Source organism: Labrys sp. HAY1-8F, from assembly GCF_056754975.1.
Genome location: NZ_JBPGWZ010000002.1, coordinates 2,934,150 through 2,953,260, shown reverse-complemented (window position 1 = coordinate 2,953,260; position 19,111 = coordinate 2,934,150). Strand labels below are relative to the sequence as shown.

The 19,111-nt window shown below is 64.2% G+C and carries 18 protein-coding genes; 13 read left to right on the top strand and 5 right to left on the bottom strand.

Annotation, left to right across the window (positions count from 1 at the left end; translation table 11 throughout):
• The first annotated feature begins 76 nt into the window (after positions 1-76).
• The 5 genes from coaBC (at position 77) to ACR9ZN_RS22710 (ending at position 4,502) form a co-directional block, all read left to right on the top strand.
• Positions 77-1,345: a bifunctional phosphopantothenoylcysteine decarboxylase/phosphopantothenate--cysteine ligase CoaBC gene (gene coaBC, locus ACR9ZN_RS22730; protein ID WP_481273235.1), complete on the top strand. Its 1,269-nt coding sequence runs from the start codon at positions 77-79 to the stop codon at positions 1,343-1,345.
• A gap of 272 nt (positions 1,346-1,617) precedes the next feature.
• Positions 1,618-2,076: a dUTP diphosphatase gene (dut, locus tag ACR9ZN_RS22725; RefSeq protein WP_187829545.1), complete on the top strand. Its 459-nt coding sequence runs from the start codon at positions 1,618-1,620 to the stop codon at positions 2,074-2,076.
• 126 nt (positions 2,077-2,202) lie between these two features.
• Positions 2,203-2,652 (top strand): RrF2 family transcriptional regulator, encoded by a 450-nt coding sequence (locus tag ACR9ZN_RS22720; RefSeq protein WP_311939813.1) that lies wholly within the window; start codon positions 2,203-2,205, stop codon positions 2,650-2,652.
• Positions 2,653-2,772: 120 nt separating this feature from the next.
• A complete protein-coding gene (cysK, locus tag ACR9ZN_RS22715; protein ID WP_434958694.1) occupies positions 2,773-3,735 on the top strand; it encodes a cysteine synthase A in 963 nt (320 codons plus the stop codon).
• A 155-nt stretch (positions 3,736-3,890) separates the two neighbouring features.
• Positions 3,891-4,502: a hypothetical protein gene (locus ACR9ZN_RS22710; RefSeq protein WP_454811289.1), complete on the top strand. Its 612-nt coding sequence runs from the start codon at positions 3,891-3,893 to the stop codon at positions 4,500-4,502.
• A 294-nt stretch (positions 4,503-4,796) separates the two neighbouring features.
• On the opposite strand, the gene ACR9ZN_RS22705 is transcribed toward ACR9ZN_RS22710, so the two are convergent.
• Both ACR9ZN_RS22705 and polA read right to left on the bottom strand, forming a co-directional pair.
• The gene (locus ACR9ZN_RS22705) at positions 4,797-5,453 is read right to left on the bottom strand and encodes a DUF2076 domain-containing protein (RefSeq protein ID WP_454811287.1); all 657 of its coding nucleotides are present in this window, start codon (positions 5,451-5,453) and stop codon (positions 4,797-4,799) included.
• A 131-nt stretch (positions 5,454-5,584) separates the two neighbouring features.
• Positions 5,585-8,569 (bottom strand): DNA polymerase I, encoded by a 2,985-nt coding sequence (polA, locus tag ACR9ZN_RS22700; protein WP_481273234.1) that lies wholly within the window; start codon positions 8,567-8,569, stop codon positions 5,585-5,587.
• A gap of 184 nt (positions 8,570-8,753) precedes the next feature.
• Between polA and ACR9ZN_RS22695 the strand changes: the two genes are divergently transcribed.
• From ACR9ZN_RS22695 to ACR9ZN_RS22685, 3 genes are all read left to right on the top strand, one after another.
• Complete coding sequence (locus ACR9ZN_RS22695; protein ID WP_434958691.1) at positions 8,754-9,566, top strand: HesA/MoeB/ThiF family protein; 813 nt, start codon at positions 8,754-8,756, stop codon at positions 9,564-9,566.
• Between the two features lie 19 nt (positions 9,567-9,585).
• Positions 9,586-9,945 (top strand): dihydroneopterin aldolase, encoded by a 360-nt coding sequence (gene folB / locus ACR9ZN_RS22690; protein WP_434958690.1) that lies wholly within the window; start codon positions 9,586-9,588, stop codon positions 9,943-9,945.
• Between the two features lie 119 nt (positions 9,946-10,064).
• Entirely contained in the window at positions 10,065-10,571 is a 507-nt protein-coding gene (locus ACR9ZN_RS22685) for a TIGR00645 family protein (protein WP_441770906.1), read from the top strand.
• A 20-nt stretch (positions 10,572-10,591) separates the two neighbouring features.
• Here ACR9ZN_RS22685 and ACR9ZN_RS22680 read toward each other — a convergent pair whose 3' ends face one another.
• Together ACR9ZN_RS22680 and mepA are read right to left on the bottom strand one after the other, a co-directional pair.
• A complete protein-coding gene (locus ACR9ZN_RS22680; protein WP_481273233.1) occupies positions 10,592-11,398 on the bottom strand; it encodes an SDR family NAD(P)-dependent oxidoreductase in 807 nt (268 codons plus the stop codon).
• A gap of 127 nt (positions 11,399-11,525) precedes the next feature.
• A complete protein-coding gene (mepA, locus tag ACR9ZN_RS22675) occupies positions 11,526-12,470 on the bottom strand; it encodes a penicillin-insensitive murein endopeptidase (protein ID WP_454811280.1) in 945 nt (314 codons plus the stop codon).
• A gap of 238 nt (positions 12,471-12,708) precedes the next feature.
• Between mepA and ACR9ZN_RS22670 the strand changes: the two genes are divergently transcribed.
• Positions 12,709-13,158 carry a L,D-transpeptidase gene (locus ACR9ZN_RS22670; protein WP_454811278.1) on the top strand — a complete coding sequence of 150 codons (450 nt, stop codon included), beginning with the start codon at positions 12,709-12,711 and terminating at the stop codon, positions 13,156-13,158.
• Between the two features lie 244 nt (positions 13,159-13,402).
• A complete protein-coding gene (gene trxA, locus ACR9ZN_RS22665; protein WP_434958685.1) occupies positions 13,403-13,732 on the top strand; it encodes a thioredoxin in 330 nt (109 codons plus the stop codon).
• A 73-nt stretch (positions 13,733-13,805) separates the two neighbouring features.
• On the opposite strand, the gene ACR9ZN_RS22660 is transcribed toward trxA, so the two are convergent.
• Positions 13,806-14,642 carry a beta-keto acid cleavage family enzyme gene (locus tag ACR9ZN_RS22660; protein ID WP_481273232.1) on the bottom strand — a complete coding sequence of 279 codons (837 nt, stop codon included), beginning with the start codon at positions 14,640-14,642 and terminating at the stop codon, positions 13,806-13,808.
• Positions 14,643-14,743: 101 nt separating this feature from the next.
• On the opposite strand from ACR9ZN_RS22660, the gene ACR9ZN_RS22655 reads away from it, so the two are divergent.
• The 3 genes from ACR9ZN_RS22655 to ggt all read left to right on the top strand — a co-directional run bounded on the left by ACR9ZN_RS22655 (position 14,744) and on the right by ggt (position 19,009).
• Complete coding sequence (locus tag ACR9ZN_RS22655) at positions 14,744-15,610, top strand: MurR/RpiR family transcriptional regulator (RefSeq protein WP_441771184.1); 867 nt, start codon at positions 14,744-14,746, stop codon at positions 15,608-15,610.
• 32 nt (positions 15,611-15,642) lie between these two features.
• Complete coding sequence (locus ACR9ZN_RS22650; protein WP_481273231.1) at positions 15,643-16,983, top strand: aspartate aminotransferase family protein; 1,341 nt, start codon at positions 15,643-15,645, stop codon at positions 16,981-16,983.
• Positions 16,984-17,263: 280 nt separating this feature from the next.
• Positions 17,264-19,009 (top strand): gamma-glutamyltransferase, encoded by a 1,746-nt coding sequence (gene ggt, locus ACR9ZN_RS22645; protein WP_441770911.1) that lies wholly within the window; start codon positions 17,264-17,266, stop codon positions 19,007-19,009.
• Positions 19,010-19,111: the final 102 nt, after the last annotated feature.

Here is a 19,111-nt window from a genome sequence, read left to right as displayed (position 1 = left end):
TGTGGGGTGGTCGCGGTGCTTTTCGGTAAGCCCGGCAGAATCGCAAACGCCCTATTGGCCTCACGCGGATCGATCCATGTCCACCACCCTCGTCGGCAAGCGCATCCTTCTGATCATCGGCGGCGGCATCGCCGCCTATAAGGGCCTCGAGCTGATCCGGCGCCTGCGCGAACGTGGCGCCGATGTGCGGGCCATCCTCACCAAGGCCGGCGAAGCCTTCGTCACGCCGCTCTCCGTCTCCGCGCTCACCGGCGACAAGGTCTATACCGACCTGTTCTCGCTGACGGACGAAGCCGAGATGGGGCATATCGAAATGTCGCGCGATGCCGATCTTCTAGTGGTGGCGCCGGCGACAGCCGACCTCCTCGCCAAGATGGCGCAGGGCCAGGCCAATGATCTCGCATCCACCACGCTGCTGGCCACCGACAAGCGCGTGCTGGTCGCCCCTGCCATGAATGTGCGCATGTGGCTGCATCCGGCGACCCAGCGCAACATTGCCCAGTTGCGCGAGGACGGCGTGCTCTTCGTCGGTCCCAATGATGGCGAGATGGCCTGCGGGGAATACGGGCCGGGACGCCTGGCCGAACCGCTGGAAATCGTCGCGGCGATCGAGAAGGCCCTGGCGGGGCCGACCTTTATTCCGCTGCCAGGCTCGGTGCGCGCCGATACACGGCTGCTCCCGGCCCTGCCGCTCGCCGGCAAGCATGTGCTGGTGACGGCCGGGCCGACGCATGAGCCGATCGATCCCGTGCGCTACATCGCCAATCGCTCCTCCGGCAAGCAGGGTTATGCCATTGCGGCGGCTGCCCTGGCTGCCGGGGCTCGCGTCACCCTGGTTTCGGGACCGGTTTCGCTTCTGCCGCCGCCGGGGGTGAATCTGGTGCCCGTGGAAACGGCGCGCGAGATGCTGGAGGCTGTCAGGACTGCCATGCCGGCCGATATCGGCATCTTTGCGGCGGCGGTGGCCGATTGGCGCGTGGCCGATGCCGGCGCGCAGAAGATCAAGAAGGGCGCAGAGGGCACGCCGAGCTTCTCGCTGGTGGAAAATCCCGACATCCTGGCCACCATCGCCCAGAACAAGGCGCGCCGACCGTCCCTGGTCGTCGGCTTTGCGGCGGAGACCGAACATGTCGTCGAGCATGCCAAGGCCAAGCTCGCCCGCAAGGGCTGCGATCTCATCGTCGCCAACGACGTCTCGCCCGAAAGCGGCGTGATGGGCGGAGACCGTAACCGCGTTCATCTGGTTTCGGCCTCGGGCGTCGAGACCTGGCCCGACATGGACAAGGATGCGGTTGCCCGGGCCCTGGTGGCTCGCTTTGGCGAATTGGCCAGTGCCACGGCGTGACCGGGGCCGAGTCTTCGGGGCCTGACCGAGAAATCGGGGGAACCTCGACTTTTTGTCATCACCGTGCTTGTCCCGGTGATCCAGGGGCCCCAGTCTCGATGGGTTTGCGGTATCTGGATGCCCGCGACGAGCCCCGGCATGACAAAGGTGGAGCTATTCCGGGCCGTGTTGCGAGTTTTGAGACAGTCTCTTCAGACCCGCCTACGCCATCACCTGTCCCCACGATTTTGAAACAGGCGGGTCTGGAGACCCGCCCTCTATGCAGGATTGCCATGACCCTGACCATTCCCGTCAAGAAACTCCCCCATGCCGGCGACCTGCCGCTGCCTGCCTATCAGAGCGAGGGAGCGGCGGGTCTCGACCTGCCGGCCGCGCTGGGCCCGGGGGAAACCTTGGTTCTTGCACCGATGATGCGTGCTCTGGTGCCGACCGGGCTGGTTTTCCAAATTCCACAGGGCTATGAAGGACAAGTGCGCCCACGTTCCGGATTGGCTGTGAAAAGCGGAATTACCGTTTTGAACGCACCTGGTACGATAGACGCCGATTATCGCGGTGAGATTAAAGTCGCCCTGATCAATCTGAGTGTAGAATCCTTCGCCATCACCCATGGCATGCGAATCGCCCAGTTGGTCATTGCACCGGTGACGTTGTCTGTCCTGGTCGAAACGGCGGAAGTCGATTCGACCGTTCGCGGCAGCGGCGGCTTCGGTTCGACGGGCACCGCAACGTGATCTAGAGCAAAGTGCGATTCTGCGAATCGCATTTCGCCCTAACTCTTTGTTTTGACGCATTTTCTTGATCGAAGAGTCTATCGCCTCTTCTGGAAAATGCGTCAGGGACCGTATCAGGGGGTCGACATGCAATTGCTTTCGCGCCGTTCCTTGCTTGGCCTCGCCGCCGTGGTCGATATCGCCCACCATTCGAGGCCGACGCCGGTCGCCGCCAAGGCTCTTGCTTCCCGGCATGCCTTGCCGCCGCGTCATCTGGAAACCTTGCTGCAGACCCTGGTGCGCCACAATATTCTCAAGGGCGTGCGCGGTCCGCGCGGTGGTTATGAGCTGGCGCGCGAGCGGCGGCGCATCAGCGTCGGCGATATCGTGCGCGCGGCGATGACGGATGCCGCTGGAGAGGACGACCCGGCGCCGGTCTCGACCCTGGTCGATCAGGTCATCGCGCCGGCCGTCAACCAGGCCTCGCAATCTTTCCTGGCCGAACTCGACCAGATCACCGTCGAGGACCTCTGCCGGGATGCCGAGCGCAAGCATGTCTTCGGCGGCACGCCCGCCAATATCGACTTTGCGATTTGAGGGCTCGATTTGAAGATTTGGTCATCTAAAAAACATTATGGATCTGTAATTCAACATTAACCTCGACATTTTCGTGGATTAATGTTGAATTCCAGCCGCTTTCAATCAAGGACGTTCCTCATGGCGAATGCCAATCATGTGCCCGGCCGCGGCCGCATCTACCAGTCGATCACCGAGACCATCGGCGACACCCCGCTGGTGCAGCTCAACCGGCTGGCCAAGGCCAAGAACGTCAAGGCACGCATCCTCGCCAAGCTCGAATTCTTCAATCCGATCGCCAGCGTCAAGGATCGCATCGGCGTCAGCATGATCGATGCACTGGAGAAGGCCGGCCACCTCAAGCCGGATACCGTGCTGGTCGAGCCGACCTCCGGCAATACCGGCATCGCGCTCGCCTTCGTCGCCGCCGCCCGTGGCTATCGCCTGATCCTGGTCATGCCGGAATCGATGTCGATCGAGCGGCGCAAGATGCTCGCATTGCTCGGCGCCGAACTGGTCCTCACCCCGGCTGCCCAAGGCATGCGCGGTGCTGTCGCCAAGGCCGAGGAGATCGTCAAGGAACTGCCGAGCGCCATCATTCCCCAGCAGTTCCGCAATCCGGCCAATCCCGAGATCCACCGCCTTACCACGGCGGAAGAGATCTGGAACGACACCAAGGGCGATATCGACTATTTCGTCTCGGGCGTGGGCACTGGCGGCACCATCAGCGGCGTCGGCCAGGTGCTGAAGCCGCGCAAGCCCGACCTCAAGATCGTGGCGGTGGAGCCGGAAGATTCCCCGGTGCTGTCGGGCGGCCAGCCCGGTCCCCACAAGATCCAGGGCATCGGCGCCGGCTTCGTACCGGATGTGCTGGACCGTTCGGTGATCGATGACATCATCACCGTTGGCAACCAGACCTCTTTCGACACCGCCCGCCTGCTCGCCCGCATCGAGGGCATCCCCTGCGGTATCTCGTCCGGCGCGGCCGTCGCGGCGGCGCTGGAACTGGCTGCTCGCCCCGGCATGGACAACAAGTCCATCGTGGTGATCGTGCCCTCCTTCGCCGAGCGCTACATTTCGAGCGCTTTGTTCGAGGGGCTGTAATCCAAGTCTTCAGGATCGTAGGCAAGGATACCTGCGGTCCTGGGAATGCCGTCCTGAATGCGGGTTTGTATGATTGTCTCTCGGCTCCGTCTCGAATTGGGCGAGTGTGCTCGAAATTCGCTATTGGAGGGCGGCGCTGCGCGAGGCAGACATCCATGCCAGATTTGGTTCCTAACCTCCGCTTGGTGAGTGCCCGTATCAAGCTCAAACGCGCAAGCGACCTTGACGGCGAGGGGCGGGTCGGTGAGGCCCTTGCCCTTTACGACGAGATCCTGACGGAGCTTGCGGCGGATGTCGGCTCGGCGGTCCGCAAGCGCGTCGCCGAGGCATTGTTCTTCAAGTCTCAGGCCTTGTTCGATCTGGGCGAGCCCGGCGAGGCGCTGGCCGTGGTGGACGAATTGATCCACCGCTTCAGCACGGCCGAGTTGCCGGTACGCAGGCGGGTTCTGCATGCGTTGTGGGTGACCTGCTGGACCCTGCGCCGGGAGTATCCGGACCATGCCGAGACGGCGCTTGCCCTGTGCAACGAAGGCGTTCGCCGCTTCGGCCATGAGACCGATCCCTGTCTGCGCGAGCGACTCCTTGGCCTATTTGTGGATCAGAGCCTCATTCTGGAGCATTTGGGTCGGCTGGAAGAGGGGATCGACCTTCGTCACAAAGTTGCAGCGCGCTACGAGGCCGATCCAGATCCAAATCTGCGCGAACGGGCGCAACGTGTGGTCGACGCAATGGACCGTCGCTTCTCCACGAAGGGCGAATCGTTCTGAAAATCATCTTTGTTGCCGTTTGCCGAGCCACCCTGTCAAAAGCCCAGGCCCTGGCCGTCTCGGGCTAAAGCGTTTTGCGATTTGACCGAGCCACGTCGAAACGCAAAGACACCCGAGCCAATCCGTTGGATTGGCTCGGAAACAAGGAGTTAGAGCAAAGTGCGGTTTGGAGAAATCGCACTTTGCTCTAGGATCTCGCATCTTTCCAGGTGCACGGGCATCTTGCCCGTCCCCGGAAACATGGCGTTTGTCAGCGAGGCGGAACGGGCAATGTGCCCGCGCCCCCGGTGACGGTCAGATCCAGCTATCGTCGCTGCCGCCGGAATCATCCGAGCCGTAATCGCCATCGTCGTCATCATCCGAATCGTAGCTGGCGTCACGCACATTGTCGTCGCTGTCGCGGCCCTTGTCGGCGTTTTCGTTGATGACGGTCTCGTTGATGGTGGTGTTGCCGCCGCCGCCAAACGGGCTCGATCCGCCGCCGAGCAGGCCGCCGCCACCGCCGAACATCGAGCGCACGCCCTCGAACAGCAGCGCGCCGCCGGCGACACCGGCCGCCGTCTGCAGGGCGCCCTGCAGGAAACCGCCGCCGCGCGCGGGTTCGGCCTGCTGCGGCGGAACCTGTTGCTGCTGAGCCTGGTTGCGCTGGCCACCGAAGCCCTGCAAGGCCGAGCCGGCGCGCTCGATGAAGGATTGTGGCTGCTCGGGCGGCTGCGGTGCTTGCTGCGGCTGCTGCGCGGCAGCTTCCGCAGCCTGGACCTTGGCATGAGCCTCGCGCAAGGCGTGGTCCTGCACCAGGACGGTCTGCACCAGGGCATAGGCGGCGCCCGGTGAGCGGGCCATTTCGGCCGCGATCGCGGTGTCGGCCTCGGCGTCGCGCCCCGTCGTCGGGGCGGAACTGCGCAGGCGATTGAACAGGTCCTCGATGAGGGCTTTTTCGTTGGGGGTCATCCTGACTCTCCTTCGCGACTGCATCCTGAGGGGAAGCCGCAACGCCTCCCATGTGGGTGCTGCACCTCAATCGGACAAGAACCGGCCGGAATTGGGGCGCGTTACAAGGGATTAATGCCGATTGGCCCTGCTTAATGCGCCTCTTCCCAATTGCTGGCGGCCCGTGAATCGACCTGCAACGGCACCTTGAGCTGCAGGGCCGGAAGCGCTGCGTGCTCCATCACCTGGGAGACCACCGGCAGCGTCGCCTCGACTTCCTCCTCCGGGGCTTCGAAGACGAGTTCGTCATGCACCTGCAGCAGCATCTTGGCCGAGAGCCCGGCCTTGATGAGGGCACCATCCATCCGGCTCATCGCCCGGCGGATGATGTCGGCGGCCGAGCCCTGGATCGGCGCGTTGATGGATTGCCGCTCGACGAAGGCCCGCTCGGAAGGGTTCTTCGATTCGATCGCCGGAAAATGCATCTTGCGACCAAAGACGGTCTCGACATAGCCGCGGGCGCGGCATTCGGCCTTCATCCGGTCCATATAGTCGCGGATGCCGGGGAAGCGCTCGAAATATTTCTTGATATAGGCGCTCGCCTCCTCGCGCGGAATCGAGAGCTGGTTGGCGAGGCCGAAGGCGGAGATGCCGTAGATGATGCCGAAATTGATGGCCTTGGCGCGCCGCCGCACCTGGGGATCCATGCCCTGCACCGGCACGCCGAACATCTCGGAGGCCGTCATGGCGTGAATGTCGACGCCGTCCTCGAAGGCCTTGGTCAGTTGCGGGATCTCGGCGACATGGGCGAGTACGCGCAGCTCGATCTGCGAATAGTCGGCCGAGATCAGCTTGGCGCCGGGCGCGGCGATGAAGGCCGAGCGGATCTTGCGCCCTTCCTCGGTGCGCACCGGAATGTTCTGCAGATTGGGCTCGGAGGAGGAGAGGCGCCCCGTGGTGGTCGCCGCCAGGGAGTAGGAGGTGTGGACCCGGCCCGACTTGGGGTTCACATAGGTGGGCAGGGCGTCGGTATAGGTCGATTTGAGCTTGGTGAGCTGGCGCCAGGCCACGATGCGCCGCGGCAGTTCCAGGCCCTGGTCGGCCAAGTCCTCCAGCACCTGGGCCGAGGTCGCCCATTGGCCAGTGGGCGTCTTCTTGCCGCCGGGCAGCCCCATCTTGCCGAACAGGATGTCGCCGAGCTGTTTGGGCGAGCCGACATTGAAGTTCTCGCCGGCGAGTTCGTGGATCTCCGCCTCGAGCCGGGCCGCGCTCTGGGCGAATTCGCCCGACAGACGCGCCAGGATCTGGCGGTCGATCATGATGCCGCGCGATTCCATCTTGGCGAGCACGGCGACGAGCGGGCGCTCCAGCGTCTCGTAGATGGTGACCAGCCCCTCGGAGACCAGGCGAGCCTTGAGCAGCAGCCATAGCCGCAGGGTGACGTCGGCATCCTCGGCGGCATAGGCGGTAGCGCGCTCGATAGTGACCTGGTCGAAGCCGATCAGCGACTTGCCGGAGCCGCAGACTTCGGAAAAGGCGATTGGCTTATGGCCGAAATGGCGTGACGAGAGTTCGTCCATGCCGTGATTGCCGCGCCCACCATCGACGACATAGGACATCAGCATGGTGTCGTCATAGGGCGCGATCTTGACGTTCTCCTCGCCCATCACCAGCGTGTCATATTTCAGGTTCTGGCCGATTTTCAGCACGCCGGGATCTTCGAGCAGGCCCTTCAACCGCTTTAGAGCCTCGCCGGCATCGACCTGCCCGGCCATCATGCCGCCGCCGAACAGGTCCGCCTTGTCGCGATGGCGCAGGGGCACATAGCAGGCCTTGCCCGGCTCGACCGACAGGGAGAATCCGACGAGATCGGCCTGAAGGGCGTCGAGCGAGGTGGTTTCCGTGTCGAAGGCGACATAGCCGCGTTCGCGGGCCCTGATAATCCAGCCGTCGAGCGCTTCCAGGCTGGCGACGGTTTCATAGGAAACGCTGTCGAAGGGAATGGCGGTGAGCCTGGCCTTGACGCTTTCCACCACGGCGGAGGGCGTGCCGGCCCCCGTGGCAACCGTCGGAGCGGTAGAGACGCCTTCCGCACTCGGCTTGGGTGCCGGCGTCCTCGCCGGGGCGGGCGAGAAATCGCTGTCGGGGATCTTCAGCGCCTCATCGGGCGCGATATCGGCGACGTCGAGGCCGGCATCTTCTGCGATGCGGCGGGTCAGTGTGGAGAATTCCATCGCCTTCAGGAAGGCGATGGCGCCCTTGGCGTCGAGCCCGGGGGCGATCAGGTCCTCGATCGGCGTTTCCAGGGTGACGTCGGTGACGAGCTTCACCAGTTCGCGCGAAATGCGGGCGAGCTTGACGTTCTCGGGGTCGGTCAGGCTCTCGCGGCGCTTGGGCTGCTTGATCTCGCCGGCGCGGGCGAGGAGCCCTTCGAGGTCGCCGTATTCATTGATCAACTGCGCCGCCGTCTTGACGCCGATGCCGGGCACGCCGGGGACATTGTCGGTGGAATCGCCGGCCAGGGCCTGCACATCCACCACCTTGTCCGGCGTCACGCCGAACTTTTCGAGCACTTCGGCCTCGGCGATCAGGCGTTCGGGTCGCGAACCCTTGGCCTTCTGGTCGCCGGAAGCAGGATCGAACATCACCACGCCGGGCTGGATGAGCTGCATCAGGTCCTTGTCGGCGGAGACGATGGTGACGTCGGCGCCGGCCTTGACGGCGATGTCGCAATACGTGGCGATCAGATCGTCCGCTTCGTAGCGGGACTGTTCCACCGGCTTCAGGCCGAAGGCGCGCACGGCAACCCGCATCAGCGGGAATTGCGGCACCAGTTCTTCCGGCGGCGGGGGACGGTGGCCCTTATAGGGCGGGTAGATCTCCTTGCGGAAGGAATCTTCCGACTTGTCGAAGATGATGCCGAGATGGGTGGGCTGCTTGCCCATCACCCCTTCCTTGATCATCTTGTGCAGCACATTGCAGAACAGGCGCACCGCACCCGTGGGCAGGCGGTCGGAGCGGTAATTGTAGCGGGCGTCCTGGTTGATCGACTGGAAATAGGCCCGGAAGATGAAGGACGAACCGTCGACCAGAAAGACGTGGTCGCCCTTTCCGGGTGCGCGCGGAGCAGAAGTCATCAGGGCCTCGTCTTCGGTCTGTTCAAGACTGATTCTTGGAGCGCGATCATACAGGCTCGCATCCAGAAGGCGAGCCTGGGAGCGTAGATCGGAGCGCGGACTTCTCAGCGACACGCCTGCATGTCGCTGAGAAGTCCGCGCTCCGATCATTGCGCCTTTTCGGGCAAGTATCTACATTCGCCCCATGGCATTTTCATCCGAAGAGCTGGAGCGTTACGCCCGGCATGTCGTCATGCACGAGGTCGGCGGCGCCGGGCAGCAGGCTTTGTCGCGGGCTCGCATCCTGGTCATCGGCGCGGGCGGGCTCGGCGCCCCGGTGCTGCTCTATCTCGCGGCGGCGGGCGTCGGCACGCTCGGCATCGTCGATGACGACATCGTGTCGCTCTCCAACCTGCAGCGCCAGATCATCCACGCCACGCCCGATATCGGCCGTCCCAAGGTCGAGACGGCCGGGGAGGCGATCGAAAGACTCAATCCGCATGTGACGGTGGTTCCGCATGCGATGCGCATCGATCCCACCAATGCGGCTGAACTGATCGCATCCTATGATCTGGTGATAGACGGCTCGGACAATTTCGACACCCGCTATGCCGTCTCCGATGCCTGCTTCCATGGCCGCAAGCCGCTGGTCATGGGGGCGCTCGGCGTGTTCGACGCGATGCTGACCACGCTGCGGCCCTTCGAGACCAATGCCGAAGGCGAGCCCAACCCGACCTGGCGCTGCCTCTTCCCGCAGAAACCGCCGCCGGGCACCATTCCAAGCTGTTCGGAGGCTGGCGTGCTCGGTGCGCTTGCCGGCGTGGCCGGCTCGATGATGGCGCTGGAAGCGATCCGCGAGATCGTCGGATTCGGCACCGGCCTCACTGGCCGCCTGATCCATCTCGATGCGCGCGACATGCGCTTCGGCGAGACCCTCTATGGCTGGGACCCCGACAACCCGCTGAATGGCGAAGCCGCGCAAGCAACGGGCGAAACGGCGATGGCGCTTCCCGGCTGAGTGTGGCATTGCTGCCTTCATGACCGAACCGCGATCCTATAGCCGCGTCTTTCTGCGCGCCCTCAATCTCGAAGCCCATATCGGCTATTACGAGCATGAGAAGGGCGTGACCCAGCCCCTGATCGTCGATGTCGAGCTGACTTTGGCTGAAGCACGTTTCGGCGACGACGATATCGAGGGCACGATCGACTATGACAAGATCGCTGCCATCGGGCGTGAACTCGCCGCCAGCCATGCCGATCTCCTCGAGACCTTCGCCGAGCGGCTGGCGCAGCGCTGCCTTGCCTTCGACCGCGCCGCCGCGGTGCGCGTGCATGTCGAAAAGCCTCGCGCCGTGCCGGGCGCCATGGCCGGGGTCGAGATCCTGCGCGTGAAGTGAGGCAGGAAGCGCCCGACACCCACTTCGGTGCCTGCATTACAATTTGGCAAGGCTGGGTTCCCTCGCCGGGCGCGTCCCTCTATTTTGCGCGCGATTGTTCAATCGGGTTGAGATTCCACATGGAAAAAATGATCGAGCGCTGCCTCGTCGCATCGCGCTGGGTGCTGGCGCCCTTCTATATCGGGCTGGTCATCGCCCTATTCGTCGTTCTGCTGAAATTCGGGCAGGAATTGCTCCACTATGTCGTTGGCGCCTATGGCTTCACGACCGAGGAGACGGTGATCGGCGTGCTGGAGCTGGTTGACCTAGCCCTGTTGGGCAGCCTGATCCTGATCGTGATCTTTTCGGGCTATGAGAATTTCGTCTCCAAGATCGACGGCACCGAACATCTGACCTGGCCGAACTGGATGACCAAGGTCGATTTCGCCGGCCTCAAGCTCAAGCTGCTGGCCTCGATCGTGCTGATCTCGGCGATCCAGTTGCTTAAAGGCTTTATGCAGATCGAGAAGCTGACCGACCGCGACCTCTATTGGCTGGTCGGCATCCATATGGTGTTCATGATATCGGGCGTGCTGCTGGCCTTCTCCGACCTGTTGCAGGCCAAGGCGGGCCATCCCGACGATTGAGGCCGCCGGTGTGGCGCCGCTCAACTGCTCATGCCGCCTTCGACCGGAATGCCGGCGCCGGTAATGAAGCTGGCGGCGTCGGAGGCGAGGAAGACGGCGACGTCGGCCACTTCGCGGATCTCGGCGAGCCGTCCCAGCGGCGTCTGGCCGACGACATGACCGACCGCCGCGCCGGTATCCGGAAACATCCCGGCTTCCACCACATCCTGCGTCAGTTTCCGGCCCATCTCGGTGGGAATCAGGCCGGGATGGATGCAGTTGACGCGCACGCCATAGCCGAGCTTGCCGGCTTCGGCAGCGCCGATGCGGGTGATGCGGTCGACGGCGGCCTTGCTGCCGGAATAGCCGGCTATGGTTGGGAATACGATGGTGGCTGCGACCGAGGCGATGTTGATGATCGCACCGCCCTTGCCGGCTGCTCCGCCCGGCCGCATCGCTCGGAAGGCGTGCTTCATGCCAAGCAGCGTGCCGACGACATTGACATCGAACATGTGCCGCAGGCTGTCGGGCTCGATCTCGGTTACCAAAGCGGTGACTTCCACGCCGGCGTTGTTCACCAGGATGTCATAGCCGCCGATCTGCTCGATCGTGGTCGCGACGGCGTTCTCCCACTGAGCCTCGTCGGTGACGTCGAGCGCTACGAAGCCGTAGGCGCCGCCATGGCGCGCCAGGCTGGAAGCGGCTTGCCGGCCGAGATCTTCGAGGATGTCGCCGATCATTACGTCGGCGCCGGCCTGGGCCAGGGCTTCGGCGATGCCTGCACCGATACCGCGCGCTCCGCCGGTTACCAGGGCCTTGCGGCCCGCCAGATCGAATCGATCGGCCATCCGACTCCCTCCCGATCATGCAAGGCAGCGGGATGGAGAATACCCGTCTCCCCGGCAAGCGGGAGAATGGCGTTTCGCTCGACCTCGGGCAAGGCCGGGAAACAGGCCGGTGGCGGTCAGGCCATTCCTACGGCGCTGCGATGACCTGGCTGCAGGCGGCGGGCAGATCGCTCAGGGTGAGCTGGCGCGGCGGGTGCGGCGGCTTGGGACGCGGTTTGGGATGCAGCACCGCATCCGAGAACCAGTAATCGAGTTCCTTGCCACAGCCTTCATCGCCTGTCGGCGGCTTTTGTGGCGTGCAGGTCGGGCTGCCGCGCGGGCAGGTGATGCGGACATGGAAATGATAGTCGTGCCCATACATCGGGCGCACCTTGCCGAGCCAGGAGCGATCTCCGGTGGCATCGCGGCACATCGCCTTCTTGATGGCTGCGTTGACGAAGATGCGCTCGACCGCCGGATCCTGGGCGGCGGCGCGCACGATGCCCATCTGGCCCGCCGTCCAGGAGCGCGAGACGTCGAGCCGGTCGGAACGCACCATCATCACGGCACTCTTGGTCTCGCGTTCGGCGACGCTCAGCCGGCGATCCGGCATCGGCGTCAGCCAGATGTCGGCGTCGAGTCCGATCTGATGCGAGGCATGGCCCGTCAGCATCGGGCCGCCGCGCGGCTGCGCCATGTCGCCGATCAGGATGCCGGGCCAGCCGGCCACGGTTGGGGCCTTGGCGGCGAGGTTCTTCACCACCCGGATCACGGCGGCATTGCCCCAGGCGCGATTGCGCGAAGGCCGCATGACCTGCCAGGTCGGACCATCAGCCGGCAATTCCACGCCGTTCGACAGGCAGCCCTTGGCATAGAAGCCGATCGAGCCGAGGCCGACATTGGCCGGCGTCGCGGCGCGGCCGAAGAGCTGCTTGGCGGGCGTGGCTGATGTCACCGCGCCGAGCGGCGGCAGCTTGTAGCCAGGCGGGGTGATGTCTTGCGACAGGGCCGGCGCATGGCTCGCCAGGGTCAGCAGCGCCGCCAGCGGCAGGGCGGCCTTGAACGGCGGGAAGATCCTGACGAAACGGCGCATGCATGCTCCCGCGAAGTGATTCGTGACGCCATCCTATCCTGTCTTTGCTGGAACGGCAGCATCGGGCGGCAATCCCTCGGGTTTCGCATCACGTCGGCCGGCGGGCGGAAACCGAAAATTAACCATGTTCGATTCATGCTTTGTTCGGTTTCGGGTGGATTTGCATCCTGTGCAAAAGCGCATGGCGAATGAAGGCCCGGGACGGCCAATGTCAGCGAACCGTATCGAGGAACCTGTCATGCCTGCCCTGCATCTGAGCGCGAGCTTCCGCTGGATCACCGTTGCCTTCACGCTTCTTGTCGCCGCGCTCTGCCCGCTCGCGCCGGCCTCCGCGGGCATCGTGGCCAAGGTCGACATTGCCAGGCAACGCATGACCGTGATCGTCGATGGCAATGTCGAAGCAATCTGGGCGGTGTCGACGGCAAGGCGCGGCTACTATACCCCGCGCGGGGTATACCGCCCCAAGCTGCTCAAGCGCATGCACTACTCGAAGAAATACGACAATTCCCCGATGCCCTATTCGGTGTTCTTCAAGGGCGGCTATGCCGTGCACGGCACCTATTCGGTCAAGCAGCTCGGCCGTGCTGCCTCCCATGGCTGCATCCGGCTAGCGCCGTCCCACGCCGCCGCGCTCTACCAACTCATCCGTCACCGAGGCATGTCGGATACGCGGGTGGTGATCGGATAAGCAGAATTTCACGGCGAGGCCCCATTCGTGGGCCTCACCAGGAAATTCTGCGAATGTTTGATAGTATGCAGGCTCCTCTATTTCACCAGTTTGGGCCGGTAATAGCTGCGAATCTGCATATCAGCCGTGCACATTCGCGCGAGAAGCCGTTCCGCTTCTTGACGCTGGGCCGGTGCATTCCTAGCTTGAGGGCAACGGATATTTGCATGGCGATTCCGCCATTCCCGCTGTGGAGATTCTCGAAATGGGTGCCAACACGATCAAGGTCACGGATGCCTCGTTCGCTAATGACGTGCTGAATTCGGCTGAGCCGGTTGTCGTCGATTTCTGGGCCGAGTGGTGCGGGCCCTGCCGCATGATCGCGCCCGCTCTCGACGAGATCGCCACCGAGATGGCCGGCAAGGTCAAGATCGCCAAGCTGAACGTCGACGAGAACCCCCAGATTGCTTCGCAGTTCCGGGTGATGTCGATTCCCATGCTGATCATATTCAAGGACGGCAAGCCCGTTGCCCAGAAGGTCGGCGCTGCTCCCAAGGGCGAACTGTCGCGCTGGGTTTCGGCCTCGGCCGCCTGAGGCCAGAATTATTTATTCGAGCGGACGTTCTAGCGTCTGTTTCGTGTTGAAGGCGGCCCCTCGGCCGCCTTTTTCATGTCGCCAGTGTCGCGGCACGCAGGGCGTCGGCATCACCGATCCTCAAGCCAGCGGCCTCGATCGCCTGGCGTGCCAGCACCACCAATTCGGCGTTGTCCCGGGCCAGCGTGCCATCGGGACGGTGGAGATTGTTCTCGAAGCCGACGCGGGCGTGCCCGCCCCGCCGCGCTGCCGCGGTGACGCAAGCCACTTCCTGCGGCCCGAAGGCGCAGAGGCTCCAGGGATCGAAACGGGGCATGCCCTCGGCGAGGAAGGGCAGGAGATCGTCGGGCTGTGAGGTCTGGTCCGCCGTATAGCGGCCGAGCACATAGAGTACGGGCAGTTTCTCGAAAGGAATGAGGCCCCGCCGTTGAAACTCGGCAAGGCGTCTGGCCTCGTCCGGCGTGTAGAGGATGATCTGCGGCATGGCGCCGATCAGCCTGAGAAACAGCAGCAATTCGGCAAAGGCGGCTTCCTCGGCGGTGTCAGGCACCAGTTCGCGCAGTGCGAGCGATACGGCCTCCGGCCGGGTGGCGCGGATGACGGCTCTCTGCTCGGCGGGCGAATAGAGGCCGAGCGCCTCGCTGGTGATCTGCACCACGAGATCCTTGCCTGTCACGGCGCCAATCGCGGTGATGACGGCGCGATAGGCCTCGGCATCGAGCAAATGGTCGCCATCGTTGCGCCGGACATGGACATGGATCATGGCCGCGCCGGCCTCGAGACAGGTCGTGGCTGTTTGCGCCAGGGCGGTAGGCGTCATCGGCAAGGCCGGATGGTCCGCCTTGGTACGCCGGCCGCCATTGGGGGCGACGGCAATGAAGCGCGGGGTACAATCCAGCGTAACCGACAAAATCCGTCTCCGAGCGAGGCTTCATTTGTATCAATACGATAGCATCTGATACGTTTGTTTCAATAATCCTTCCGACGGAGTGCATGGGCATGAACGGGCTTGTGGATCTCGACGGCTTGGCCGGCGAGATCGTCAGGGGCTTCGACGCAATGCCGGCGCAAATCAGGGCTGCCGCGCGCTATGTGCTGGAGAATCCGCGCGATGTCGCTCTGCTGTCGATGCGGGAACAGGCGCGACGTGCCGGCGTTCAGCCGGCGACCATGATGCGGCTTGCCCGCCAACTGGGCTTTGACGGTTACGAGGCCCTGCGGGAACTGCACGCCGATACGCTGCGGGAAGTGCCGACGGGCTTTGCAGGCAAGGCGGGCGACCATCTCGCCCGGCAGGGGCGCGTCGGTGACGAAGGACTGGCCACTGCCATGCTCGGCATGCTCAGCGCCCAGCTCGGCGGGCTTGTGGCAGGCAGGCCCCTTGCCGCATTCGCCGCTGCCGCGCAAACCCTTGCCTCGGCGCGCCGTATCCTTTGTCTCGGCCTGCGGGCGAGCCATCCCGTCGCCTGGCATCTGCATTATGCACTCACCCTGATCGGCAGGCCCAGCATGTTGCTCGATGGAATCGCCGGCATCGGGGCCGATGCTCTCGTCGATGCCGCCCCGGGTGACGTGATGGTGGCTGTCAGCCTGCAGCCCTATACGCGCCTCACCCTCGAACTCGCCGAGCATGCCGCTTCGCGTGGGCTGTCCGTCCTGGCCATCACCGACAGCGAAGTGGCGCCGCTCGCCAGGATCTCCCGCCATCACCTCATCATGCCGACCGCGAGCCCCTCCTTCCTCCATGCCGTGACGCCTGCCTTCGCTGCGGCCGAAGTGCTGGCCGCGCTGGTGGCCGGCCATGACGGCGAGGCGGCGCTCGCCGCCTTGCGCCGGACGGATGCGCATCTGGCCGCCCTCGGCACCCATCTGACCTGACGCCCAGCGCCGAAACTCCCGGGAGCCTCCCCATGAGCCATCTGCTCCACCGCGCCGCCAATGCCGTCATGCCGGTCGCCGTCGGGCAGGGCATCGAACTGATCGATGCCGCCGGCAAGCGCTATATCGATGCCTCTGGCGGGGCCGCCGTCTCCTGTCTCGGCCATGGCCACCCCGCCGTGCTGGAGGCCCTGCACCGCCAGCTCGACAGACTCGCCTATGCCCATACCTCCTTCTTCACCACCGAGATCGCCGAGAGGCTGGCGGACTGCCTGATCGCCCAGGCGCCCGTCGGGATCGAGCGGGTCTATCTCGTCAGTGGGGGCTCGGAGGCGATCGAAGTGGCCTTGAAGATGGCGCGGCAATATTTCGTCGAGAGGGGCCAGTCGGAGCGCCGGCATGTCATCGCCCGGCGCCAGAGTTTTCACGGCAACACCCTGGCGGCGCTCGCCGCCGGCGGCAATCAGTGGCGGCGCGCCCAGTTCCAGCCGCTGCTGCTCGAAACGCACCATATCGACCCCTGCTTCGCCTATCGCTTCCAGGCACCGGGCGAGAGCGAGGAGGATTATGCGGTCCGGAGCGCGCAGGCCCTCGAAGACAAGATCCTGGAGCTGGGGCCGGGCAAGGTCATGGCCTTCCTGGCGGAAACGGTGGTGGGTGCCACCGCTGGCGCCGTGCCGCCCGTCGCCGGTTATTTCACCCGCATCCGCGACATCTGCGACCGCCACGGCGTCCTCTTGATCCTGGACGAGGTCATGTGCGGCATGGGGCGCACGGGCACGCTACATGTCTGCGAGCAGGAAGGTGTGGTGCCCGATCTCATGACCATCGCCAAGGGCCTTGGTGGCGGCTACCAGCCGATCGGCGCCGTCCTGCTCAGCGCTGCCATCTTCGAGGCCTTCGCCGGAGGATCGGGTTTTTTCCAACACGGCCATACCTATGTGGGCCATCCCATGGCGGCGGCCGCCGCCTTGGCCGTGCAGGAAACAATCGTACGCGATAGTCTTCTCGCCAATGTCGAGGCCATGGGCGATCACCTGCAGGAACGGCTGGAACAGCGTTTTGCCAACCATGCCCATATCGGCGATGTTAGGGGTCGGGGCCTGTTCCGCGCCATCGAATTCGTCGCTGATCGCAGCAGCAAGCAGCCTCTCAATCCCGCCCTCAAGCTGCACGCCGCCGTCAAGGGCGAAGCGATGGCGCGAGGGCTGATGGTCTATCCGATGGGCGGTACCATCGACGGTGCGCAGGGGGACCATGTTCTGCTGGCGCCGCCCTTCATCATCGAACGCAAGGAGGTCGATGCCGCGGTCGAGCGCCTGGGGGACGCCGTCGATGCCGCCTTGGCCAGCATGCCGGCCGGAAGCACCTGAACCGCGCCCGATACTGCTGAATGCCAGGAAGATACGGTTCTATCGACGCAGGCCGAAATCCCGTTTAGCAATGAAGCCCTCGGAGCCGTGAGCTGCCGGCGGGTCGTTGAGACGGCTTTGGGGAGCGGCCGCGCCGAGAAGACCGGCATTCCCGGGTAAACCGGGACAGCCAGAGCCTGCTTCGCCCGACCTGGTTCGAATCAGGCCCTGAACTTCAAAGGAATGGGCGCGACATTCCGGCCTCGGGGGGCGGAAGCCGCGCCAGTCAGAGGAGGAGCCTATGCATCACGTCCGTCCGGCGATCGTCGCCGGCCTCGCCGTCTCGCTGACCTTTACGCCGCTTGCCGGAGCCTTTGCCGCTTCGCCGGCGCCAGTGGAGGCCGAGCACGGCATGGTCGTCACCACCCAGCGCCTGGCCACCCAGGCCGGCGTGGATGTCCTCAAGAAAGGTGGCAACGCCATCGATGCCGCTGTCGCGGTCGGCTACACGCTGGCGGTGGTCTGGCCTGAAGCCGGCAATATCGGTGGCGGGGGCTTCATGACCATCCGCACCAAGGACGGCAAGTCGACCTTCATCGATTTCCGTGAGCGGGCGCCGGCCGCGTCCACCAAGAACATGTATCTCGACGACAAGGGCAATCCGGTAAAGGGGGCCTCGACGGATGGCTATCTCGCCGTCGGCGTGCCCGGCTCGGTGGCCGGCTTCGAATATGCCCGCGAGAAATATGGCTCCCTGCCGCGCAAGGACCTGATGGCATCAGCCATCCGCTATGCCAAGGATGGCTATGTACTCGGCCAGGGCGACGTTGCCTCCGTCAAGGAGAATGCCGATTGGCTCAAGCGTGATTCAAACGCGGCCAAGATCTTCCTCCAGGCCGATGGCTCGCCCCATGCGGTTGGCGACACCTTCAAGCAACCCGATCTCGCCGCTTCGCTGGCGGCCATTTCCGAGAAGGGCCAAGATGCCTTCTACAAGGGCGCGATCGCCGATGCCATCGTCAAGGCTTCCGGTGCCAAGGGCGGCATCCTGAAGAAAGAGGATTTCGAGCAGTACAAGGTGCGCGAGCTCGAGCCCGTGAAGTGCAATTATCGCGGCTACGACATCATCTCCTCACCCCCGCCGAGTTCCGGCGGCGTGATCATCTGCGAGATCCTCAACGTGCTGGAGGGCTATCCGCTCTCCTATCTCGGCGCCGATTCGGCCAACACCGTACATCTGATGGTCGAGGCGATGCGCTATGCCTATGTCGACCGCAATTCCAGTCTCGGTGACCCCGATTTCGTCAAGAACCCCGTCCCGCATCTGCTGGACAAGAACTACGCCGCCGAGATCCGGGCCAAGATCAATCCCTACAAGGCTGGCGTCTCCAAGGATTTGATGCCCAAGGGCATGGGCGAGTCCAAGGAAACCACGCATTATTCGATCATCGACAATGACGGCAATGCCGTCGCCGTCACCTACACGCTGAACGGTTCCTATGGCGCCGGCGTGGTGGCAGAAGGCACCGGCATCCTGCTCAACAACGAGATGGACGATTTCACCGCCAAGCCCGGTGTGCCCAATCTCTACGGCCTGGTGCAGGGCGAGGCCAATGCCATCGAACCCAAGAAGACGCCGCTCTCCTCGATGAGCCCCACCGTCGTCACCAAGGACGGCAAGCCCTTCATGGTGATCGGCAGCCCCGGCGGCTCGCGCATCATCACCATCACATTGCAGGCCATCCTCAATGTGATCGACCATGGTCTCGACATCCAGGAAGCGGTCGACGCGCCGCGTATCCACCACCAATGGCTGCCCGACCAGATCTATACCGAGCCGCAGGCTCTCTCGCCCGACACTATCAAGCTGCTGGTCGAGATGGGCTACAAGGTGGACGAAGGCGATCCGGCATGGCCGGTCTGGGGCAAGGCAGCCGGCATCCTGGTCGGCGGCAAGGATCTCGCCACCATCAAGAAAGGTGATGGCGCCCGCTATAACGGCGCCATGGATAGCCGTGTCGAATCAGGGCTGGCGGCCGGATATTGAGGGCACGCCTGTACTTGAAAATACGCGACGTTTGTCATTGCCGGGCTTGACCCGGCAATCCCGGCTAGTTCTTCGGAGAGCCAAGCATCCGTATGCCCGGGT